The sequence below is a fragment of the Methylomonas sp. AM2-LC genome, assembly GCF_039904985.1.
Taxonomy (GTDB): Bacteria; Pseudomonadota; Gammaproteobacteria; order Methylococcales; family Methylomonadaceae; genus Methylomonas.
In genome coordinates this window covers 4,249,620-4,270,402 of record NZ_CP157005.1, presented here as the reverse complement: position 1 = coordinate 4,270,402, position 20,783 = coordinate 4,249,620, and the positions used below count along the sequence as shown (strand labels likewise).

The 20,783-nt window shown below is 41.2% G+C and carries 13 protein-coding genes; 6 read left to right on the top strand and 7 right to left on the bottom strand.

Annotated elements, in window-relative coordinates; genetic code table 11:
• Positions 1-198: 198 nt before the first annotated feature.
• Both ABH008_RS18970 and rpiA read right to left on the bottom strand, forming a co-directional pair.
• Positions 199-768, bottom strand: a complete 570-nt coding sequence (locus ABH008_RS18970; protein ID WP_347987177.1) for a DUF1415 domain-containing protein — start codon at positions 766-768, stop codon at positions 199-201.
• 78 nt (positions 769-846) lie between these two features.
• Positions 847-1,506: a ribose-5-phosphate isomerase RpiA gene (gene rpiA, locus ABH008_RS18965; RefSeq protein ID WP_347987176.1), complete on the bottom strand. Its 660-nt coding sequence runs from the start codon at positions 1,504-1,506 to the stop codon at positions 847-849.
• 109 nt (positions 1,507-1,615) lie between these two features.
• On the opposite strand from rpiA, the gene ilvA reads away from it, so the two are divergent.
• The 5 genes from ilvA (at position 1,616) to ABH008_RS18940 (ending at position 7,056) form a co-directional block, all read left to right on the top strand.
• On the top strand, positions 1,616-3,151 hold the full coding sequence (gene ilvA, locus ABH008_RS18960; RefSeq protein ID WP_347987175.1) for a threonine ammonia-lyase, biosynthetic: 1,536 nt from the start codon (positions 1,616-1,618) through the stop codon (positions 3,149-3,151).
• A gap of 25 nt (positions 3,152-3,176) precedes the next feature.
• Positions 3,177-4,442 (top strand): lipid IV(A) 3-deoxy-D-manno-octulosonic acid transferase, encoded by a 1,266-nt coding sequence (waaA, locus tag ABH008_RS18955; RefSeq protein WP_347987174.1) that lies wholly within the window; start codon positions 3,177-3,179, stop codon positions 4,440-4,442.
• A gap of 99 nt (positions 4,443-4,541) precedes the next feature.
• The gene (locus tag ABH008_RS18950) at positions 4,542-5,759 is read left to right on the top strand and encodes an argininosuccinate synthase (protein ID WP_347987173.1); all 1,218 of its coding nucleotides are present in this window, start codon (positions 4,542-4,544) and stop codon (positions 5,757-5,759) included.
• A gap of 118 nt (positions 5,760-5,877) precedes the next feature.
• Positions 5,878-6,477, top strand: coding sequence for a hypothetical protein (locus tag ABH008_RS18945; RefSeq protein WP_347987172.1), 600 nt, complete (start codon positions 5,878-5,880; stop codon positions 6,475-6,477).
• 219 nt (positions 6,478-6,696) lie between these two features.
• Entirely contained in the window at positions 6,697-7,056 is a 360-nt protein-coding gene (locus tag ABH008_RS18940; protein WP_347987171.1) for a hypothetical protein, read from the top strand.
• A gap of 161 nt (positions 7,057-7,217) precedes the next feature.
• Here ABH008_RS18940 and ABH008_RS18935 read toward each other — a convergent pair whose 3' ends face one another.
• Together ABH008_RS18935 and ABH008_RS18930 are read right to left on the bottom strand one after the other, a co-directional pair.
• Entirely contained in the window at positions 7,218-8,954 is a 1,737-nt protein-coding gene (locus ABH008_RS18935) for a sulfite reductase flavoprotein subunit alpha (protein ID WP_347987170.1), read from the bottom strand.
• A 207-nt stretch (positions 8,955-9,161) separates the two neighbouring features.
• Entirely contained in the window at positions 9,162-14,645 is a 5,484-nt protein-coding gene (locus tag ABH008_RS18930) for a glutamate synthase-related protein (RefSeq protein WP_347987169.1), read from the bottom strand.
• A gap of 254 nt (positions 14,646-14,899) precedes the next feature.
• Here ABH008_RS18930 and ABH008_RS18925 point away from each other — a divergent pair, with 254 nt between their 5' ends.
• On the top strand, positions 14,900-16,114 hold the full coding sequence (locus ABH008_RS18925) for an FAD-dependent monooxygenase (RefSeq protein ID WP_347987168.1): 1,215 nt from the start codon (positions 14,900-14,902) through the stop codon (positions 16,112-16,114).
• A gap of 188 nt (positions 16,115-16,302) precedes the next feature.
• Here the strand turns inward: ABH008_RS18925 and ABH008_RS18920 are convergent, their stop codons facing one another.
• The 3 genes from ABH008_RS18920 to ABH008_RS18910 form a co-directional block, all read right to left on the bottom strand.
• A complete protein-coding gene (locus ABH008_RS18920; RefSeq protein ID WP_347987167.1) occupies positions 16,303-17,724 on the bottom strand; it encodes an oligosaccharide flippase family protein in 1,422 nt (473 codons plus the stop codon).
• Positions 17,725-17,834: 110 nt separating this feature from the next.
• Positions 17,835-19,256, bottom strand: a complete 1,422-nt coding sequence (locus ABH008_RS18915) for a hypothetical protein (RefSeq protein WP_347987166.1) — start codon at positions 19,254-19,256, stop codon at positions 17,835-17,837.
• Positions 19,257-19,456: 200 nt separating this feature from the next.
• Positions 19,457-20,698: a SpoIIE family protein phosphatase gene (locus tag ABH008_RS18910; RefSeq protein WP_347987165.1), complete on the bottom strand. Its 1,242-nt coding sequence runs from the start codon at positions 20,696-20,698 to the stop codon at positions 19,457-19,459.
• Positions 20,699-20,783: the final 85 nt, after the last annotated feature.

Below are 20,783 nucleotides of genomic sequence, written 5' to 3'. Positions count from 1 at the left end.
TGGTTGCGCAAAGATATCGAAGTGGCCAAACGGATAAGTTAATACTTAGATGTAACTCTTACCCCACCGCATCTACGTGCTAAATTAACCAGCAGTTATTTAAATGAGCGAACTTTCTGTCTTAATTGCAAAGCTTTCAGGGGTTGCCTTTTATTAACTGTTGATTAGCTTGGTTTTTCATCTTTGAATAATCAAAGACTACTTTAGGTGTTTGTTTAAGCTAGTATCCAAATAACTTCCAGCTAGTAATCCCTGTAATTTTTCTAATCCTAATTTGCGTGTAAATTCTATATTGCGTTCGGGAATTAATTCCGGGTTTTGATAGCTTTGTAGCGCTGCAGTGATGCTGTCTTCGCGGATGATATGCAGCATCGGGTAGGGTGAGCGGTTGGTGTAATTAGCTGGATCGTTTTCTGTCGAACCGGCAAAACAGTAATCAGGGTGGAAATTGGCTAGTTGATATATGCCTTCATAGCCTTGATCGATTAAAAGTTGTTCAGCAATCGCCACAAAATCAAGAAAATCGTCAAAATTGCTGCCTATTGCAGTAAAAATTTGTAGTGTCGTTACTATCTCTGGGTTTGTATCCAGATGCTGACAGGCTTTGATTAACGCTAGTAAACCTGATTCCAAACTGTCGTCACTGATAACTTCGTAGCTAATACTATTATTTTCATGTACTTGGCGGGCAAATGGGCAAATACTATAGGTGATGATAAAAGATGTCAGCCAGTTTTGTGTGGTGTTGATAATTTCTTGCGAAGTCATGATTAGATAAAAGCAGTCATTGGCTAAGCACAAGTGAGGTTAATAACCCCGCTTGTGCTTATTTTAGGATGGATTGTACTAGTAAGTAATTACTTCACTACCTTTACCCACCAACACCACGTCGGCACCACGCAATGCAAACAGACCACAGGTCACTACACCCGGAATGTTATTTAGAGTTTTTTCCAGTTCAACTGGGTCAACAATGCTTAAATTGTGCACATCCAGAATTTCGCAAGCATTATCGGTAATATAATTTTCACGCAATATGGGTTGTCCGCCCAGTTTTACCAATTGTCTGGCTACGTAACTGCGAGACAGCGGTAGAACTTCAATGGGTAATGGAAATTTGCCCATTACATCGACACATTTACTTTCGTCTACGATACACACAAATTTTCTGCTGGCTGCAGCAATAATTTTTTCACGTGTTAACGCGCCGCCGCCGCCTTTCAACATTTTTTTATGTGGAGTGACTTCGTCAGCACCATCCACATAGACATCCAGATCGCCGGTTTGATTCAGTTCGAGTACCGGAATGCCGATCTTTTTAAGATGTTCAGTGGTTTTTATCGAGCTGGAAACTGCACCTTCAATATCGGCTTTAAAATCGCAATCGGCCAATAAGTTAATTAAATGTGTGACAGTTGAGCCTGTTCCCATGCCAATGATAGGGATATTCTTAAGGTATTTAAGGGCAGCTTGGGCGACTTGTTTTTTTAATTCGTCTTGAGTCATTGTTGTTGTCCTGATGGTTTACTCTATAAAATCTGACACGGGGCGATACGCCAGTCATTGTGTGGGATAATAACCGATAATAGCCATTCTCTCAGCAGTTTTTAGGATAATGATACAGAACTATATAGAAAAAATATTGCGTGCCAAAGTTTACGATGTTGCTCAGGAAACGCCTCTGGACTTTGCTCGTACCCTTTCAGAAAAGCTTAACAACCATGTTTATCTAAAGCGCGAAGATTTGCAGCCAGTATTTTCCTTTAAGCTAAGAGGCGCTTATAACAAAATGTCGGGCTTAACCCCTGAGCAGATGGCGAAAGGCGTTATCGCAGCTTCAGCGGGTAATCACGCCCAGGGTGTTGCATTAGCCGCAAAAAAAATGGGTATCAAAGCCTTGATTGTAATGCCGAAAACCACGCCGGACATTAAAATTAAAGCGGTGCGTGCCTATGGTGCCAAAATTGTATTGCATGGCGATTCTTATGACGATGCGTATGTGCATGCCATGGAAATAGCGGTAGAAAAAGCGATGACCTTTATCCACCCCTACGATGACCCCGATGTCATTGCAGGCCAAGGAACCGTGGGTATGGAAATTTTGCGTCAGCACAATGCTGCAATACACGCGATTTTCGTACCAGTAGGGGGTGGTGGATTATTGGCTGGAATTGCCGCGTATGTTAAATTTGTGCGTCCTGACATTAAAATCATCGCTGTGGAACCTGATGATGCTGATTGTTTAAATCAGGCCATGTTGGCAGGTCAGCGCGTTACTCTGGCACAAGTCGGTTTATTTGCAGATGGTGTGGCTGTAAAACAAATTGGTGAAGAAACGTTTCGCTTAGCCCGCCTCTATGTTGATCAGGTGATTACTGTCAGTACGGATGAAATTTGTGCGGCCATAAAAGATATTTTTGATGATACCCGTTCGGTTGCAGAGCCGGCTGGTGCATTGGCTGTGGCTGGCTTAAAAAAATATGTTGAGCAACAGGATCTGAGTCACGCCACTTTGGTAGCCATTGATAGTGGGGCAAATATGAATTTTGATCGCCTGCGCTATGTGGCAGAAAGAACACTGGTGGGTGAGCATCGTGAAATTTTATTGGCAGTTACCATACCAGAGATGCCTGGTAGTTTTTTGCGGTTTTGTAAAATGTTGGGTAAACGCAGTATTACCGAATTTAATTACCGCTATTTTGATAGTCATGAGGCCCAGGTGTTTGTGGGTATTACCAGTAGTGGTGTGGAAACAGACAGGCAGCAGCTTATCGATCAATTGAGCGCGGATGGTTTTGCTGTGACGGATATGACCTGTAGTGAATTGGCTAAAGACCATATTCGTTATATGGTAGGCGGGCATGCGCCCTTCGAATTGCACGAAAGAGTTTACAGTTTGCAGTTTCCAGAACGCCCAGGCGCATTATTAAAATTTTTGATGTCTCTAGGTAGCCAATGGAATATCAGTTTATTTCATTATCGTAATCACGGCGCTGCTTTTGGAAAGGTATTGATAGGGATACAGCTTGCTGATAAGGATTGCAAGGCGTTTGTACATTGTCTTGATGTGTTGGGGTTGAGTTATCGTGAAGAAACTGCAAATCCTGCCTATCGTATGTTTGCTGGCGGCGTAAGTAAAGCCGTGCCTTAAGAATGTAGAAAATCACTTTAAGTTTATGCGCACCTTTTATACGCTGTTATTTTATCTGTTATTGCCTGCCATACTCTGCCGTCTTTATTGGCGCGGATTTAAAGCGCCTCAGTATCGTCAGCGTTGGCAAGAGCGACTTGGTTTTTATCAGCGCCCCCTTAGCTCCCATGTCGTTTGGATACATGCAGTTTCGGTAGGCGAAACAGAAGCAGCATTTCCCTTAATTAAGCAATTACAGTTGCGTTATCCACAGCAGCGTATTTTATTGACCACTACCACACCTACCGGTTCTGCACGAGTGCAGGCATTATTTGCGGAAAGTGTCGAACATGTTTATCTTCCCTATGATTTGCCGGATGTAATAGGGCGGTTTATGGCAAATTTTCAGCCTAAACTAGCCGTAATGATGGAAAAAGAGATTTGGCCTAATCTGTTTGCTGCTTGTGCTGCGCGGCAGATACCTATTTTTATTCTAAATGCCCGTTTGTCAGCAAATTCAGCGCGCTCATATTTAAAAATTCCGCGATTGGTGAAGCCAGCATTAAGCAACATTCAGCTTATTGCTGCGCAGACTGTAGATGATCAATCCCGGTTTATTGAGATCGGTGCCAAGCCTGAGCAGGTTGAAGTGCAGGGTAATATTAAATTTGATGTTTTGATTGACCAACAAATTTTAGAAGCAGGTCAAACTATACGCAAAAAGCTGTTTGTTGGACGCTATGTGTGGATTGTTGCCAGTACGCATCAGGGTGAGGAAGAGCTTATACTAAGCCTGTTTTCTATTTTGAAGGCGCATATTCCCTCTCTATTATTACTGATAGTTCCTAGGCATCCAGAGCGCTTTCAGGTGGTTAAAAAGCTCTGTGAAGAGCAGGGTCTTACAGTTGTTATGCGTAGTGACCAAACTGAGACAGTTTTAGCAGAAAATATTGACATCTATATTGCCGACAGCATGGGCGAGTTAAAAATGCTTTATGCCGCTGCAGATGTGGCATTTGTGGCGGGTAGTTTAGTCGCAGTTGGTGGTCATAACGTACTTGAGCCAGCGGCGATAGGTGTGCCGGTTTTATTTGGCGCTTATATGTTTAATTTTCAAGATATTGCGCAAGGTATGCTGGATGCAGGGGCTGCGCGCCAATGCCATAATCTGGATGAATTGAGAGATGCGATGTTAGCTTTGTATGAAGATGTGGAATTTCGACACGCTTTAATTGTCAATGCAAAGGCATTTGTTGAACAGAATCAGGGGGCTGTAGACAGGATGGTTCGGCTGTTGGCAGAACGCTTCTAATTAATCTATAAAAATCCCTGCAGTTAGTGGTTAGGTATGTTAGCTTTTTCCGTTATAATGGTTAAGTATATTTCTATCGTTTAAGGTGTAAAACGCATTATGTCGGAAATTAAAAAAGTAGTGTTAGCCTATTCTGGCGGTCTTGATACATCGGTCATCCTAAAATGGTTGCAAGATGTTTATGCATGTGAAGTGGTGACATTTACAGCAGATATTGGTCAGGGTGAAGAGTTGGAGCCAGCTCGCGCTAAAGCTAAAGCGGCTGGGATTAAAGAAATTTATATTGATGATTTACGCGAAGAGTTTGCCCGCGATTTCGTTTTCCCCATGTTTCGTGCAAATACTGTTTACGAAGGTGAATATTTGCTGGGAACTTCGATAGCCCGGCCCTTAATTGCCAAACGACTAATTGAAATTGCCAATGAAACCGGTGCTGACACTATTTCGCACGGTGCTACTGGCAAAGGTAATGACCAGGTACGTTTTGAGCTTGGAGCTTACGCTTTACGCCCGGATATTAAAGTGATTGCACCCTGGCGTGAGTGGGATTTAGATTCCCGACAAAAATTGCTCGACTATGCAGAGAAGCATGGTATTGCTGTCGAAATGAAAAAAGGCAAGACCTCACCTTACTCTATGGATGCTAATTCCCTGCATATCTCTTATGAAGGCCGCGTGCTAGAAAATCCTTGGACAGAGCCTGAAGAAGATATGTGGCGATGGACATTGTCACCAGAAAATGCGCCAGATCAAGCAACCTATATTGAACTGACGTATCGCAACGGCGATATTGTGGCAATTGATGATGTACCTCATACACCCGCAGAAGTCATGGACAATCTTAACAAGATTGCTGGAGCCAATGGAGTGGGTCGCTTGGATATCGTTGAAAATCGCTATGTTGGAATGAAATCCAGAGGTTGTTACGAGACACCCGCAGGTACAGTGATGTTGAAAGCGCATAGAGCGATTGAATCTTTGACCCTGGATAGGGAAGTTGCGCATCTAAAAGATGAGTTGATGCCACGCTACGCATCCCTCATTTATAATGGCTACTGGTGGAGTCCTGAACGACAAATGCTGCAAACCATGATTGACTACTCGCAAGCAACGGTCAATGGTAAGGTTAGAGTCAAATTGTATAAAGGGAATGTGGTCGTAGTTGGACGCAGCTCTGAAACTGATAGTTTGTTTGATGAAAACATTGCTACATTTGAGGCAGATGGTGGCGCTTATAATCAAAAAGACGCTGAAGGTTTTATTAAATTAAATGCATTGAGAATGCGAATTGCAGCAAAAAAGAAACGTCGAGTTTAAAACAGGACATTTTCTATTAAGCTTGTATAATGCGTGCTTCTACTGGAGTATCTTGCCTTGGCATTGCTATTCCAAAATAGTGTATTAATCGGTAACCACTACAACAATAATTAAGCATATGGCCGAGTTTAATCTGGACGATGTAGAACCCCGCAAGCGTGAAGTTGTCGTCCTGCAGACTATTCAACCACATCATGCATTGGTTAAAACTAACAGACTTCTGTTAATGCTGGTGTTTGCCTTAATGGCTGTTGTTTTTGTTATGGGCTTGGTCATAATACCTAGGCAAAGTTTTATAGAGCAAATCGGTCGTCAACGTTTGAGTGGTGCAACTCAGCAGGATACTGCAATTTCGGCGGATATTAATACGCTTAAAAGTCAAATGTTTGGTTTGGTGAGTGGTACGATTGATAGCAAAATCAAATCATTAGAAGATAATTTGCGCCGGGGTAGTATTGCTGATTCACTGGAGTCTCTTCAGGAATTGAAGGGTGATGTTAAAATTCTCACTTCTTATACCCCGGAATCTACTGCAAAAACCGAACAGACGGCAGTTGATAAGACAGTCATTAAAGAGCTGTCAGAGCTCAAAGGTTTGATATACTTGACTATTGTGTCTTGTGGGTTGATGATAGCTGCTTTGGCAGGAGTATGGTTGCGGCATCGTTATCGCTTAAATCATCAAAGGCCAAGAGCCTATTTAAGTCGTGAAGATTAATGTACTTTAAACGTTTAGGTTTAAAATTCTGAAAACTCAATTTTTCAAGATATGCCATTTTGGGCAATATCTAAACGCTAGAGTCCTTTCTTGTTTGCCTAATGCAAATACCTTCTTAAAAACTTCCTGTTTTGCCTGAAGTGACTGTTTTAAATAATACAGTCAAGGTTTTAGTTGTATATGAGTTTGGTTTTTTCAATGCGTTAATAATTCGGAGTAATGATGGCTTCACTTGAAATGCAGGGAGCTTATGATTTGACCAATGTAAAAATTGACGAACTCATTGCTAAGGATTGTGTGGGTAATTATGCCTTAGGTCTTATCAGTCCAAAGACTAATAAATTTGTTGTTAAATATGTTGGACGGTCAGAAACCGATCTTAATGCACGACTGAAAGAACATGTGGGTAAACATCCTAAATTTAAATTCAGTTTTGCCGCTACACCATTGGAGGCATTCGAAAAAGTATGCAGAAACTTCCATGATTTCGGTGGTATAAAGAAATTGGGTAATAGTATTCATCCAACACCACCCAGTGAATCAGGTTGGAAATGCCCGTGTTGTAAGCATTTGGGTTAGGGTAATTCTATGCTGACCAATAACGTCTTGCTTGTTTGAAATGATTAGTATGTCATTGCCAATCTAGCTTGACTGTCAAAAAGTCAAACCTTGCAGTTTTATTAAAAAAGCAAGGTTTGGCCTAGTTTTTAATGGGACGAAAGCCTAGAAAGTATAGCGTACTAATACACGTCCCTTACATAGCGTTTATCTTTCTTTAGTTGATTAACATAGTCAACAGTTTCGGTGAGTGTTTTGTTGCCATGAGTTTTGATAACGGTATGTAAAGCCTGATCAACATCTTTAGCCATACGGTACGCGTCACCGCAGACGAAGAAATAGCCGCCTTGCTCCAGCCACGCATACAATTCCGCCCCATTTTCCAGCATACGATCCTGAACATAGATTTTTTCTTCCTGATCACGGGAAAAAGCTAAATCCAGATGGGTTAATAATCCACTGCTTTGCATTGCTTCTATTTCATCTCGATACAAGAAGTCTGTTGCAGCATTGCGATCACCAAAGAAAAGCCAGTTTTTGCCACTTGCTTTACGGTATTGGCGTTCTTGCAGAAAAGCCCTAAAAGGAGCGATACCTGTTCCGGGGCCTACCATAATCATGGGCAGACTATCGTCCATAGGTACACGGAAACTTTGGTTGGGTGTAAAAAAGACTTTCACAGCAGATTCAGCACTCACTAAATCAGCCAGATAAGTGGAACAAACACCTTTATGCTGACGGCCATGTGCATCATAACGGACACTGGCAACTGTTAAATGCACCGTGTCAGGATATTGTTTGCCACTTGAAGAAATAGAATAAGCGCGGTGTTGTAAAGGTTTTAACAAGCGTAGAAATTCAGCAGCAGAAAACTCTAATGCAGGGAATTTTAGCAAAAGATCTAGAATGTCTCGCCCCCAAAGATATTCAGACAGTTTGTCTTTATCGCCGTTGAGAAGGCTGTGTAATTCTTGGTCACCAGAGCGAATAGCAATTTCTTCCAGCAATTCTTTACTGGGCAATTTGATTTCAAATTGATTGCGTAAGGCTTCAGATAATTTTATTAATTCACCGTTAACAGGTTCATCTTCATCGCCTGTGCAGTTAATGGCTTTTAATAAAGCCGCTACCAAATCCGGGCAGTTGCTGGGTATAACGCAGAGTGCGTCCCCCGCTTCATAACTCAGCTCAGACCCTGCAATCGATATTTCGTAATGTCGTGTCTCTTTTGATGAATCCAGAGCAGTGATAATGCGATTGACCAGCATTTTGGCTGGAAAAGGGTTTTTACGATTATAAGCTGATTTATTGGTCGGGTTGCCACTGTCAATCACGGCTATTGTTTCTGCACCTTCAGCCATTAAAGGAACTACTTCACTAATCCATTTTTCAGCCGCTTCTTCAAAGTCGGTGTCGCAATCAACGCGATCAAAAATTCGTGTTGCACCCATTGCATGCAAACGATTATCCCAATCAATGCCGGCCTGGCAGAATAAGTCGTAACTGGTATCGCCTAAAGCTAAAACAGCGTATTTAACCTGATCAAGGTGGGGAGCTGATTCTTGATTGGCTGCTTCCCAGAGTATTTCAGCATTATCTGGCATTGCACCTTCACCGTAAGTGCTGGTAATAATTAGCAGATAAGGCATTTGTGCCAATTGTGATATTTCAACTTCGTCCATACTCTTAACAACAGCTTGTAAACCGTGGTTTTTAGCGCTAGTCGCGACATCGTTGGCCAATGAGGCAGAGTTGCCGGTTTGACTGCCGTAAAGAATATGTAATGTCCTCGTGTTTTGCGAATTGATGCTGCTAGCACTATGTAGCATATGGCTGTGCATGCCAGCGAAAAAGCCGCTTAGCCATGCGCGTTGTGTTTCACTAAATGGAGCGTTTTGGGGGATAAAAGGTGCTTTCATTTCATTACCATCTATAGACAGGTGTCAAACTGTCCAGTCACTGAATTTGATTTGTAACTATTTTGTACCATATAGCACGCCTTTAGCAATGGGCGTGTGACGGAGGATTGACGAATTTCATATTTGATATTCTGCAACCTTAAAACTGAATAGTTACTCTAAATAATATTTAATCAGAAAAAGGGGTATTTCTACCCCTGTAATAGATTAAGTTGACTCGCTCACTAACATCTCGGTAACAATTGCTAAACTTTCCAGACTAGCAAGATTTTTTTGTACCGATGCTACGCCGTTTAAAGCGGCACGATTAATAGTATCTTGCTCAATAATCCAAGCAGTAGAGCCTATTGAATAAATACTTTGTACATCGCGTAGTTTTAGTGTTGTTTTGTAGTCGTTAAGTCTTTTTTCAGCCATTAGTGCGGCCAGTTGGCTATCCTCATACTGGCTATATGCTTCCCTGATGTTTTTAATCAATGCATCCTGTAATTTGCGTGGACGCTCCATAATAAGCTTGTAGGCATGAGAATCGATTAAGCCGGGGCTAAGCGTTTGCCCTGCTTTGCTAAGTTGATCTTTAGCGATTTGCTGTGCCTTGTCGATCACCGCATAACTATTGATTAACTTTAAAGTCAGTTCAGTGTCTGTTTCGCCATATCCGGGTATAGCTCCAGAAAATAGAGCTGATTGGGATTGGTAGGCGTGTTTAATTTCAGCTATCTGGTTTTGAGCAAATGCCACGCTAAGCTCCTCAATCATGGACTTACGATCCATCGCTTTGCTTAGAAACTCGGCAGTTTGGGTTCTGTTTAGCCATAAAGGCAGGGCAAATTTAAAATACTGCCGTTGTTCGGCCCAGTTTTTTAGAAGGAAACTAGCTTTTTCGGAGCGTGTTGCCTCAATGTGTTGTTCCAGCATATACAGTATAAATTGCTCATGGCTGTATGCGGCTGGGTGATCATCGGTCAATTTATGAATGCTGACAGAAGTGTTATCACACAAATCTTGCAGTCGGTTATCTGGATCATACTGGTAGGCATTACCGCCAGACATTCCCGTGCAGAAGCCTTTTCCAAAGCCACCTAAATTTAATACAGCGCCATTGATCATGTATTCGCAGCCGAAGTCACCGACACCTTCTACAACAGCCATTGCTCCAGAGTTACGTACAGCAAATCGGTCACCCGCTTCGCCATTGATAAATACTTTACCTCCGGATGCGCCAAATAAGGCAAAGTTACCGATTAATACATTTTCTCCGGGCAAATTAGAGCCGCCTCCCGGTGATTTAATCACGATAATACCACCACAAGCGGTTTTACCAACCCCGTCATTACAGGTGCCTGTATGTTCCATGCGCATGCCATCATTGTTGAAAGCTGCATAGCTTTGACCCGCTGAGCCGTGAGTGCGCACAATAATGGTGTCGTCTGTCAGATAACGGCGACCAAGTTGGTTGGTATAGATAAAGGGTAAGGATTCAACTTGATCAGCGTTAAGTTCATAAGCTAACAAACGCTCCAAATCGATAGCGGTTTGTCCGCCCACTGTTTTGTTGCGATTATTTAATTTGAACTGTTTGCCTTCGATCACTACTTGAGTTTTTTTATTTTCAAATAGTTGAGCTTTAACTTGTGCAAAAATTAAATCGTCAATGCTAAAATCTTTTTCCAAATAAATAGGCTTATCGATTTTAGTTTCTTTTACTTCTGCCAATAATTTTTGTAAATAAATCTGACCGACCATGCTGTCATGTGTGACCAAATGCAATAACTCGGTTTTTCCTCGAATTTCCTGAAGACTGGTATAACCCAAATCGGCCAATATTTCACGTACTTCGTGAGCAAGATTCATGAAATATTGCGCTAAAACACGAGGATCTCCTTTAAATTCCTCATGTGCAGTCGTTAATCCCGCAGGGCAGCGAATATTGCAGTTTTTTGCCATCACACATCGCAACATCATTAATGCTGTAGTGCCAAACTCGAAAGAATCACCACCTAGAATGGCCGATTTAACGACGTCCGCACCATTCTGATGGGCTGCGCTGCAACGCAAAATGACTTTTTCGCGTAAACCATTGACGGATAAGGCTTGATGTACTTCGGCGATACCAATTTCCGGTGAGCGACCTGTATTTTTTAGGCTGGTAACAGCTGCTGCACCTGTACCGCCGCTATTTCCGGCTACGTTAATGACATCAGCTCCTGCTTTGGCCACACCAACAGCAATGGTACCTATTCCTTCCGAGGACACCAGTTTTACCACAACGCGCACTCTAGCGGCTTTTGCGTCGTGAATAAGCTGGCCAAGATCTTCAATAGAATAGGTGTCGTGATGAGGTGGAGGGCTTACCAGCTCTACTTTGGGTGTGCCACCGCGCAAGGCGGCAATTTCTACGGACACTTTGGGTGCTGGAAGTTGGCCGCCTTCTCCAGGTTTAGCACCTTGACCAATTTTAATCTCGATTTCTTCCAGATTGGGATCGGCAAGATAGCCTGCCCATACACCAAAACGACCTGATGCAAACTGTTTAATTTTGCTGGAACGTAAGGTGTTAAAACGGCTGGAGTGTTCGCCACCTTCACCCGAGTTACTCATGCAGCCAGCAATATTGGTGCCTTGTGCGACCGCTTCATGCGCTTCGGCTAACAATGCGCCGTGGCTCATAGCACCTGAAGCAAATGTTGGTGTAATTTTGTGTGCGGCCTGTACTTCTTGAAGAGCCAGTCGTGGCCGAGCGCTACGGATAGCCGACAGGTAGTTGTATATTAAGCTATCTGTATTATTGCTTTGTAAGTTAATGCTTTGCTCGCTAATGCTAAGCGTATAGTCGTCATCAGTGAAACGCGTTGTTAAATGTGCGGCAAGATTTTGTAAGCGCGCATTGCTGATATTGTCACTAAAGGTGATGCTGAAGTGTAGATCACGCGTTTGCTTTACAATCAGGCCTCGAATGACGAAATTGAGATTACCTCTCAAGTTCTGGCTGCCCAGTAAACGATCAAATTCTGCCTGTGTTTTAGCGGCAGAAATATCAATTGGAAATTCCATTACATCCCGTAATGCTGCTGGACGTTTAGCGCGTTCCAGAGACAAATTACGGGTAAAATTGCGGTAGGCAGGGGTAATGCCAAACGCATCTATCTGTTTGGGTGTGCGTTTTTCATAGCCAAAATCCAGATAGGCGGTGTCGCTGGCGGTATGAGCTTGAGGTTGTGGTATATATAGAATGGCTTCGTCGGTCATATTAATATATTCCCGAACTGCGGTATTGCCAAACGTGTGACCTGCGCCTTCCTGACGTTCTTTAAACAGACCTAGAAAAGGAATGTCGTTTTCGTCTTTAACGCTTTTGGCTTTATGATGCCATTCCATAGCGCTAGCTGCGATATCACTATAACCTGCGCCACCAACAGAAGCATGAATATTGGGAAAATAGGGTTTTAATTTTGGTTCGTCAGTATCTAAATAATTGGATTCAAAGAACTCACCGCCTATGTAGCTTTCCACTGTACATAAGCCAAATTTTCCCATGGTTTTCATTAAGGATTTTTCAATGCCTTTTTGAAAATTATACAAAGCTTTTTGTTGAGCTTCACTATCACTATACTCGCTCATTACCCGATTGTGCACGCTAAGAGAGCAGAGTGCGGAAGCACCAAATCCTAGTATGGTCGCTACATCGTGAGGGCTTACAGCTTGTCCTGTTTCTAAAATCAGCGAAGAATTAAAACGCAAGCCAAGTTTAACCAGATGTTGGTTTGCTGCAGCTACCATTAATAGTGCTGGAATAGCTGCTTTGTGCGTATTAATATTGAAGTCACTCAATATAATAATACCAATGTTATTTCTGGCTGCTTGTTCGACTTGTAGGCATACTGAATTGATCGCTTCTTCCAATGCGCTTTCGTTTTTAATTGCACAATCAAAGTCTGGCGTATAAAGCATGTCTAAAGTGATATTGCGCACCTGATTTTGACGCCGGATCTGTTCTAATTGAGTGCGTTGCAAAATAGGGGTTTCTATCATCAACTGTTTGCTGTTTTCAGTTGAGAAAGTGGGTTTTGCGCCCAAAGCGACTCTTAGCGTCATGCCATCGCTTTCACGTAAAGAATCCAGCGGCGGGTTGGTGACTTGTGCAAAGCGTTGGCTAAAATAGCGGAACATGCCGCCTTCAGCCGCGCTTAATGCATTGGGCGTGAGTCCATATCCCATGGCCGAGACTTTTTCTAAACCTGTTTGCAGAATAGGATCTAGAAGAAATTTAAAGCTTTCCTGATTCAGCGAATAAGCTGTATGGCGTTGGTTGAAATTGAATTCGTGTACATTATTAATTTCCGACAAACTAACTTTTGGCAGATCGTTAATATGTATTCTGCTTTGCTCTAACAACGCTGGGTAGTCTTTTGCCTTTGCCAGATTCTCCAGTACTTGGCGAGTATTGTATGACTCACCTGTGCTGTGATCGAAATAAAGCATACCGCCTGCTTCAATGCGCCCACGACGTAATACTTCTGCTGCTGGAAAATCAATTTGTCCGGCTTCGGACATTACTGCCAGATATTCTTTGGTTTCAACAGAGCGTAGGGGGCGCAAGCCAAGACGATCAAGACGTGCGCCAACACGGATGCCATCGTTAAAGATCAGCGCTGCTGGACCATCATTTTTTTCTTCATAAAGACTGAAGTATTCCAGCATGGCTCGCACACCGGGGGATAACGACGAGTCATTTTCCCAGGCAGGGGGCATCATGGCCAGAATGGCTGTAACGATGTCTAGCCCGTCTTCGTTGATGCGACGCGTCAGTGTTTGGTCCAATCGGCTAGAATCGGATTGTCCGCAAGGAAACACTATATGTTTATTGTTTTGCCGGGCAATAGCGTTTTCGCTCAGACGGTTTTTTTTGTCGGTATTTAATTCGCCATTATGCGCCATATACCGAAAAGGCTGAGCCATAATAGTTGCTGGCGCAGTATTGGTAGAAAAACGCGTGTGAAAGAACAGCGTGTTGATTTCGTGATCTTTATCATACAAATCAACAAAATAGGGTATAACTTCAAAAGAGTTAAGTCGGCCTTTGTAAACCTGTGTGTGAGAACTCATAGACAAAGGATAAAAACCATTCAGTTCAGGACGAGTAAATCCTGATACTTCAATCGTCAGCAAAGCTGATTGGATATGTTTTTCAAATTCAGCGTGGCTGGCATGCTGTAAAGCGGTTGGTCGACCAAAAATAACCTGTTTTATCGGTAATTGTGCTTTGAGTGCGGCGGCATTGATAACAGAATTATCTACCGGAATTTCACGCCACTTGATAATGGGTAAATCATAAGCTTTAAATTGTTCTTCTACCAGTTGTGCAGCTACTGAGTCATAATGAGCGTGGTTTTCAGGGAAAAAGAAATTGGCAACGCCAAACTGACCTAACTCTAGGGAGGGATCGCCCGTCACCTTGCGGAAAAAAGTCAAAGACAGATCAATGTTGACCCCCGCGCCATCGCCAATGCCTTCTGCACTCATGCCGCCGCGATGCGGAATAGTACAGAGCGCCTCGTGGGATATAGTCAGTAGTTCGTGGGTTTGTTTGCTATCTTTACGTGTAATAAATCCAACACCGCAGCTGTCCTGAGATAGATTGGCATCGTAAAGTGTGAGTGCAGTGTTGTTTTTCTGGGCGTTTTTAATCATAGCTATCCAGATCCTGTCTTGCCGGGTTAATGCGCTAGCCGGAGAATTTACCTTGCCAGTAGTGCTGTTTATGGTCTTTCTGTTTGTTGCGTGTTAGAGTCACTTAATAGCAGCGAAATCCTTGTGGAATTTTCGGTTAGCGAAACTTTTTAATTATAACAGCTACGAGCTGCTATGTCATATCCATGCGAATGAAAATTAGCAGCGAATTGTTGGCCTGTACCCAAATATTTATGACTTAGTGAAGTGTCAATATGAATGAAGATTTTGATGTAGTGATTGTTGGTGGTGGTATGGTCGGTGCTGCGGTGGCCTGTTGTTTAGGTGGAAGCAATTTGCAGGTGGCGGTTATTGAGGCACAGGCACCGGATGTCTTTTCTTCAGAGCAACCACATGATTTGCGCGTTTCGGCATTAAGCATAGCCTCTAAAAACATTCTTGATGCAGTTGGGGCATGGCAAGGCGTAATTTCACGACGCAGTTGTCCGTTTCGGCGCATGAGAGTTTGGGAAAATATGGGAGATACCACGTTCGACAGTGATGAGATCAGCCAGCCTGAATTGGGCTATATTGTCGAAAATCGAGTTACTCAGTTGGCGTTGTTGGATAGGCTTACCAGTTTCGATAATGTTAAATTGTTGATGCCGCAAACTATTAATAAGATCGAATACAGTGGAAATGCATCAAAATTAGTGCTTGGCGATGGAACGATCTTGCAAGCAAAATTATTGGTTGCTGCGGATGGAGGGCATTCTCGAGTTAGACAAACAGTTGGTTTAGGGGTGACCAGCTGGGATTATAACCAACATGCTTTAGTGATTTACATTGAAACAGCTTATGCCCAGCAGGACATTACTTGGCAACGTTTTGTACCCAGTGGTCCGCAAGCATTCCTTCCCTTAACTGGAAATTATGCGTCATTGGTTTGGTACAATTCTCCCGATGAAGTGAGGCGCTTACAAGCTTTAACGTTTGATCAGTTAAAAGTGGAGTTATTAAACGCTTTTCCAAAATGTTTAGGTGAAGTTTCGCAGATTTTAGGTGTGGTCAGTTTTCCGCTAAAAAGACAGCATGCACAGCATTATGTGAAGCAAGGCATTGCGTTAGTAGGGGATGCTGCGCACATGATTAATCCCTTGGCAGGGCAGGGTGTAAATATTGGTTTATTAGACGCGGCCGCATTGGCTGAAGTGTTGATCAAGGCTAGTGTGGAAGGTAAAGATATAGCTGATGTCAATATATTACGTAGCTATGAAAAGCAACGGCGGAATGAAAATTTAAAAATGATGACCGTTATGGATGTTTTTTATCGGTTTTTTAGCAATGACATCTTGCCTGTAAAATTGCTCAGAAATTTAGGTTTAGGATTTGCTCAGCATATTACACCGGTGAGAAATAAGGTGATGAAAGCGGCAATGGGATTGGAAGGAAAGCTTCCTAAGTTAGCCCGTGGTGAACGTTTAATTTAAGAGTAGTTAGTGTTTAGACTGAAACGCACGCAACTAGCCACTATTTTCCTGATTATCCATAAGCTGAACACCGTGAATATGTCCGTGTAGGCTCTGGCATGGCATCCATGCCAGTCCCCAACAGCAAAATCTGAATGGCTGACGACCCCCTAGTTTTATATGTACTGAAGCTTTTATGGGTAATCAGGTTATTTTTTAAATATATATTCATATTTTTCTAAGATTAATTCATGGCAGTAAGTGAAAAATTGCCAGATGTTTATATCATGGCTACCCTCTGCTTTGACTAGTGTGAAAATATCGGTATTTGCAAAAGTAAAGTAAACTACAATTATAGATAATGTTAGAAATGGAATATCAATCCTTGGCTGCCAGAATCCAATTTTTGCATAATAATAAGTATTAAAAGGATAGTAAAACCATTCGGCAACCGCTACGCCGAGAACAACGCCTAATTCACCAAATAAATAATATCCAGATAAGATAGTCATTAACTGAATAAGTATTTTTATAACCAGCAGTATAGTGCTTGCGCGTATTTTTCCCATAGCTGTTAATAAATGGGTATACGATCCGCTTAAAATACCCAATAAAGAACCCAATGCCAACATTTGCAGTATTTTTCCTGATTCTACGTAACGTTGATCATAAAGAAAACTCATCAGTTTATTGCCAAAAAAGATAAAAAATAATGCAATTGACCAAACTAGGCTGATAAAAACTAATCGACACTTAGTCAAGACTGACTGTATGCGTTCTGGGCGTTCACGTAAGACTTCTGCATAAACAGAAATCAATACCCTACCACTGACCGCTTGGACGAGTTGCCAAGTCATCATATTTATGGTGTTTGCTAAATTAAAAAAAGAAAGTATTTTTACACCTAGAAATCCGCCCATGATGAGTTTGTTACCCTCTCCGTCTACAAAGGTTAAACAAGAGCGTATAATTATCCATTTTCCAAAATCTACCAGTTCTTTAACTGACTTTTTGTCCCAATATATCCGATGACGAATACCTTCAAGCATGGTATGACTCGTTATCATTTTAAATAAAGATCCTAGTACGCCTCCCCATACCAAAGACCATACTGACTGCTCAAACCAAGCCAGGACGATCATTATAATAGTGGAAATAAATGCTGAAAATAATTCAAACAAAACCACTTTTTTTATGACGACCTGTCTAGTTAAAATTGCTGTATTAGTCGAATTAAATCCGCTAACAATGGCATTTACACCGACTAAAGGCATAATTTGAGCCAATAATGGTTCGGAGTAAATGGAAGCGATAAATGGAGGTAATACACAAAAAATTGCGCCAATTATAAACCCTTGAATTATCTGAAAAGTCCATGCTGTATTTATGAACTCAGGGTCAAGTTCGCGTTCTCTGCGAATAATGCAATGTGTTATGCCAAAATCCGAAAGCATGATTAGACCAAACATGATGGCTTGAACAATCGCCATGATTCCGAACGCTTCGGGATATAAGAGTCGGGTTAAAATCAGGTTGCTTCCGAATCGTAATATTTGTCCTGCGCCGTAACCAATCACGCTCCAGGATCCGGCGTTCATTATTCTTCTAGCAAAACCTGTTTTATTATCCATTAGTTTTAATTTTTTTGATAAGTATAAGTGATGTCAATATAAACTGATGGAGTTTAACAGCTAAGATATTTATCTAATATTGATGAGAAAGAACTAATCATGTCCTGTTGCTAAAGTTTTTCAGTTGAATTATACGGAGCTATTGTCATAGCTGTAGATTGCTTAACTGTTTTTTCTTGTGGGTTATTAGCTATATATTCGCAACGGCCCAGTAAAGCCCCACAAAGCAACCATGCCCATCCTCCTAACGAAGAATTAGGTAGTTGATCAACTAAAATGCATGCTAGTAGTAAACAATGAGCAAGTAATAAGCGGATTTCAATATCTGATTTTAATGTTTTAATAAGATTTATTGCTTTAAATGCAGGTAATGTTAATAAACCAAATTGTGAGATGAATCCAACCAGACCATAAGTGCCTAAGGTAATAATCCAAATACCGTCAGTTACTCCGTACTCATTACCCATATCTTCTGCATAAACACGATTTCTTCCCCATGCTCCCCATCCAAAAAGTAATCGGTCTGCAGCATGTTTTAATAAAACTTCCTCGTTATTAAATCTGAATGCGAGTGATGCGGCACGATCTGGACCAAAAATATCTGCAAAGTTGATTAAGTATTGATGGGGAAAAATTTGCAATAAGCATAAAATGGGATAAAAAAGCCCTATAAACAATATTATTTTAACCATAAAGGCAGTAATTTTGGGTGGGGTAAAGTTAATTGCCAATATAGATGCTGTTGCCAGTAGTAATGCAGTAGTGCTTTTTTGTAAATATTGTACTATAAACAAATACAGCATCACTAACAGGGGAGAGAAGCGATTTATACGCTGTTTCAACTTCCAAAATAAAGCGGCGGATAAAACTGCGGTCATTAAAAAAATGCCTACCCTTAAGCCGTGCGACATAAAAACAACACTTCTGAATCCGTCATCACGCATTTGTTGTTCAAAACTATGTGGAAAAAAACCATATACCCATCTATGTAGTTGTGGGCTTAAACGAATTTCTAGCAAAATAAATAACGAGTATATTAAGCCTGCTTTAATCAACATTTTGAAAAGTAAGATATGATCTTCTTTGGTTTTAAAAATTTGCCGGGCCAGTATAAAGGGCAAAAATAAAATAAACTGAGTCATTAATGTCGATATGGCATCGTATAGTGTCACTCCGGGTAAAACTCTTCCTGCTACTTGATATATATCCCCGTTTAATAAGACTGTAATAAAAGGTGAGAATAAGGTGGTGATTAATAGAAACTGTGCAAGTCCTTTCTTGCCGAAAAACAAAATTCGGACTTTAGCTATTCGCATGCAAGCTAGGCAAGCACTTATAGCAGGTACGCTTTCTTTATTGAACTCTGGAATTAGAGGTAAATCAATGCCCACATTGACGGGCAGCCACATTAATCCACCAAAAATAGCCCAAAATGTTCCCTCGATTGCAGATGATTTGCGAAATAGTCGAAAAACAATAATTGGCCAAAGCAATAAAGCGGTATAGGCGAACCAGTTTGGGGTATTAAACATTCAATCACTTAAAAAATTAATTAAGAAAATAATAAAAGGCTTCGATTTATATAAAACAAATATGTCTATACTTAGCCTTATTTAACTAATAGCGTCACATAAATGGTCATTAAATATTGTTCATATAGTATTTGGAGTCCTTTTGCAGTATGGGCAAAAATTTTAGTTAGGCTTTGGTGAAAAACCTATGTTTAATAAGTTTACTTGAGTGCTTGATTATTATTTTGCAAAGCTTTAGTTACACGAGAAAAACTGAGTTCTAGCATGGATATATCATCGCATTGTGGATTATCCTGCTGATGATGAGTTAAATTTTTAATTAGTTGGTCTACTCGACGTATTTCTGGTTCAGTGGTGCACAACGTTTTTTGAAGGCGTTCATAGCCAAACATTAATTCTTGAGGATCGCATTGCTCAACCACGCCGTCACTATACACAAATATTGAGGTTGCATCACTGCTGTTGTAGAAATTGACTGTTTCAGAAAAGTCTTGATTAGCAAGTACCCCTAAAGGCAAATTATTTGATAAAACTTTATTAACAATGTGTCCCTGACTATCCAAAAGATAAGCCTCTGGCATTCCTCCTTGCCAAACTTGTAAAATACCGGTCCGTAAATCCATTCTGAGTAACAATGCTGCACAGAATAATTCTGTTGGTAATTTACGGCACATCTTTTCGTTTATGTCGCAAGCAAGCAATTCTATATTTGGATTTTCAGCGCATAAGGTTTCAAAAATTTCGGTGACTAAAAGTATCGCTAAGCCAGAAGATAGCCCATGCCCTGTGAAGTCACCCAACATCAAAAAAAAAGTTAGCTCATTATTATTGGTATGCGTCAGTAAAAAATCACCACCCGTTTCTTCTTTACTTATATTAATGTAATCCAGTCCATCCGGTTCACTATGTCCATATGCAAAAATTTTTTTATAAACGGTTTTTGCCATTTCCAGTTCATATTCTAGCAATTCTTTTTGTTGAGCTAATTTTACATTGTTGGCAGCCAACTCGAAATTCTTGCGTTCCAATGCGATTGATAGTGCACGTTTATCGATGATCAAATGGTATTGGCTAATTGCAGCAATAATGACTTTACGCAATTCATCAGTGGGAAACGGTTTAGGTAAATAGCGAAATATATTAATTTCATTGATCGTTTTGATGGCAATATCGAGTTCCATATTACCGGTTAGCATAATGAATACGGTGTCTGGTGTCAGATGTCTGGATTGCATCAAAAAATCCATTCCGTTTATTGATGGCATGGAATAATCGGACACTATGACGGCAAAGTCACTATGATCCTCAATCAATGCAAGTGCCTCTGCTGCTGATTTGCAGGTGTATAAATCGTATTCTCGGCCTAAGGTGCGCCGAAACATAGACAAGATGTTCTCTTCGTCATCCACGAAGAGAATTTTGTCAGTCGATTTATCAATCATAATACCCCTTTACTTAAGCAGCAGGATTAACACAGGATTATCAATTAAATGTGAGAATCGTTTCTTAAACCAATAAAAATAAATT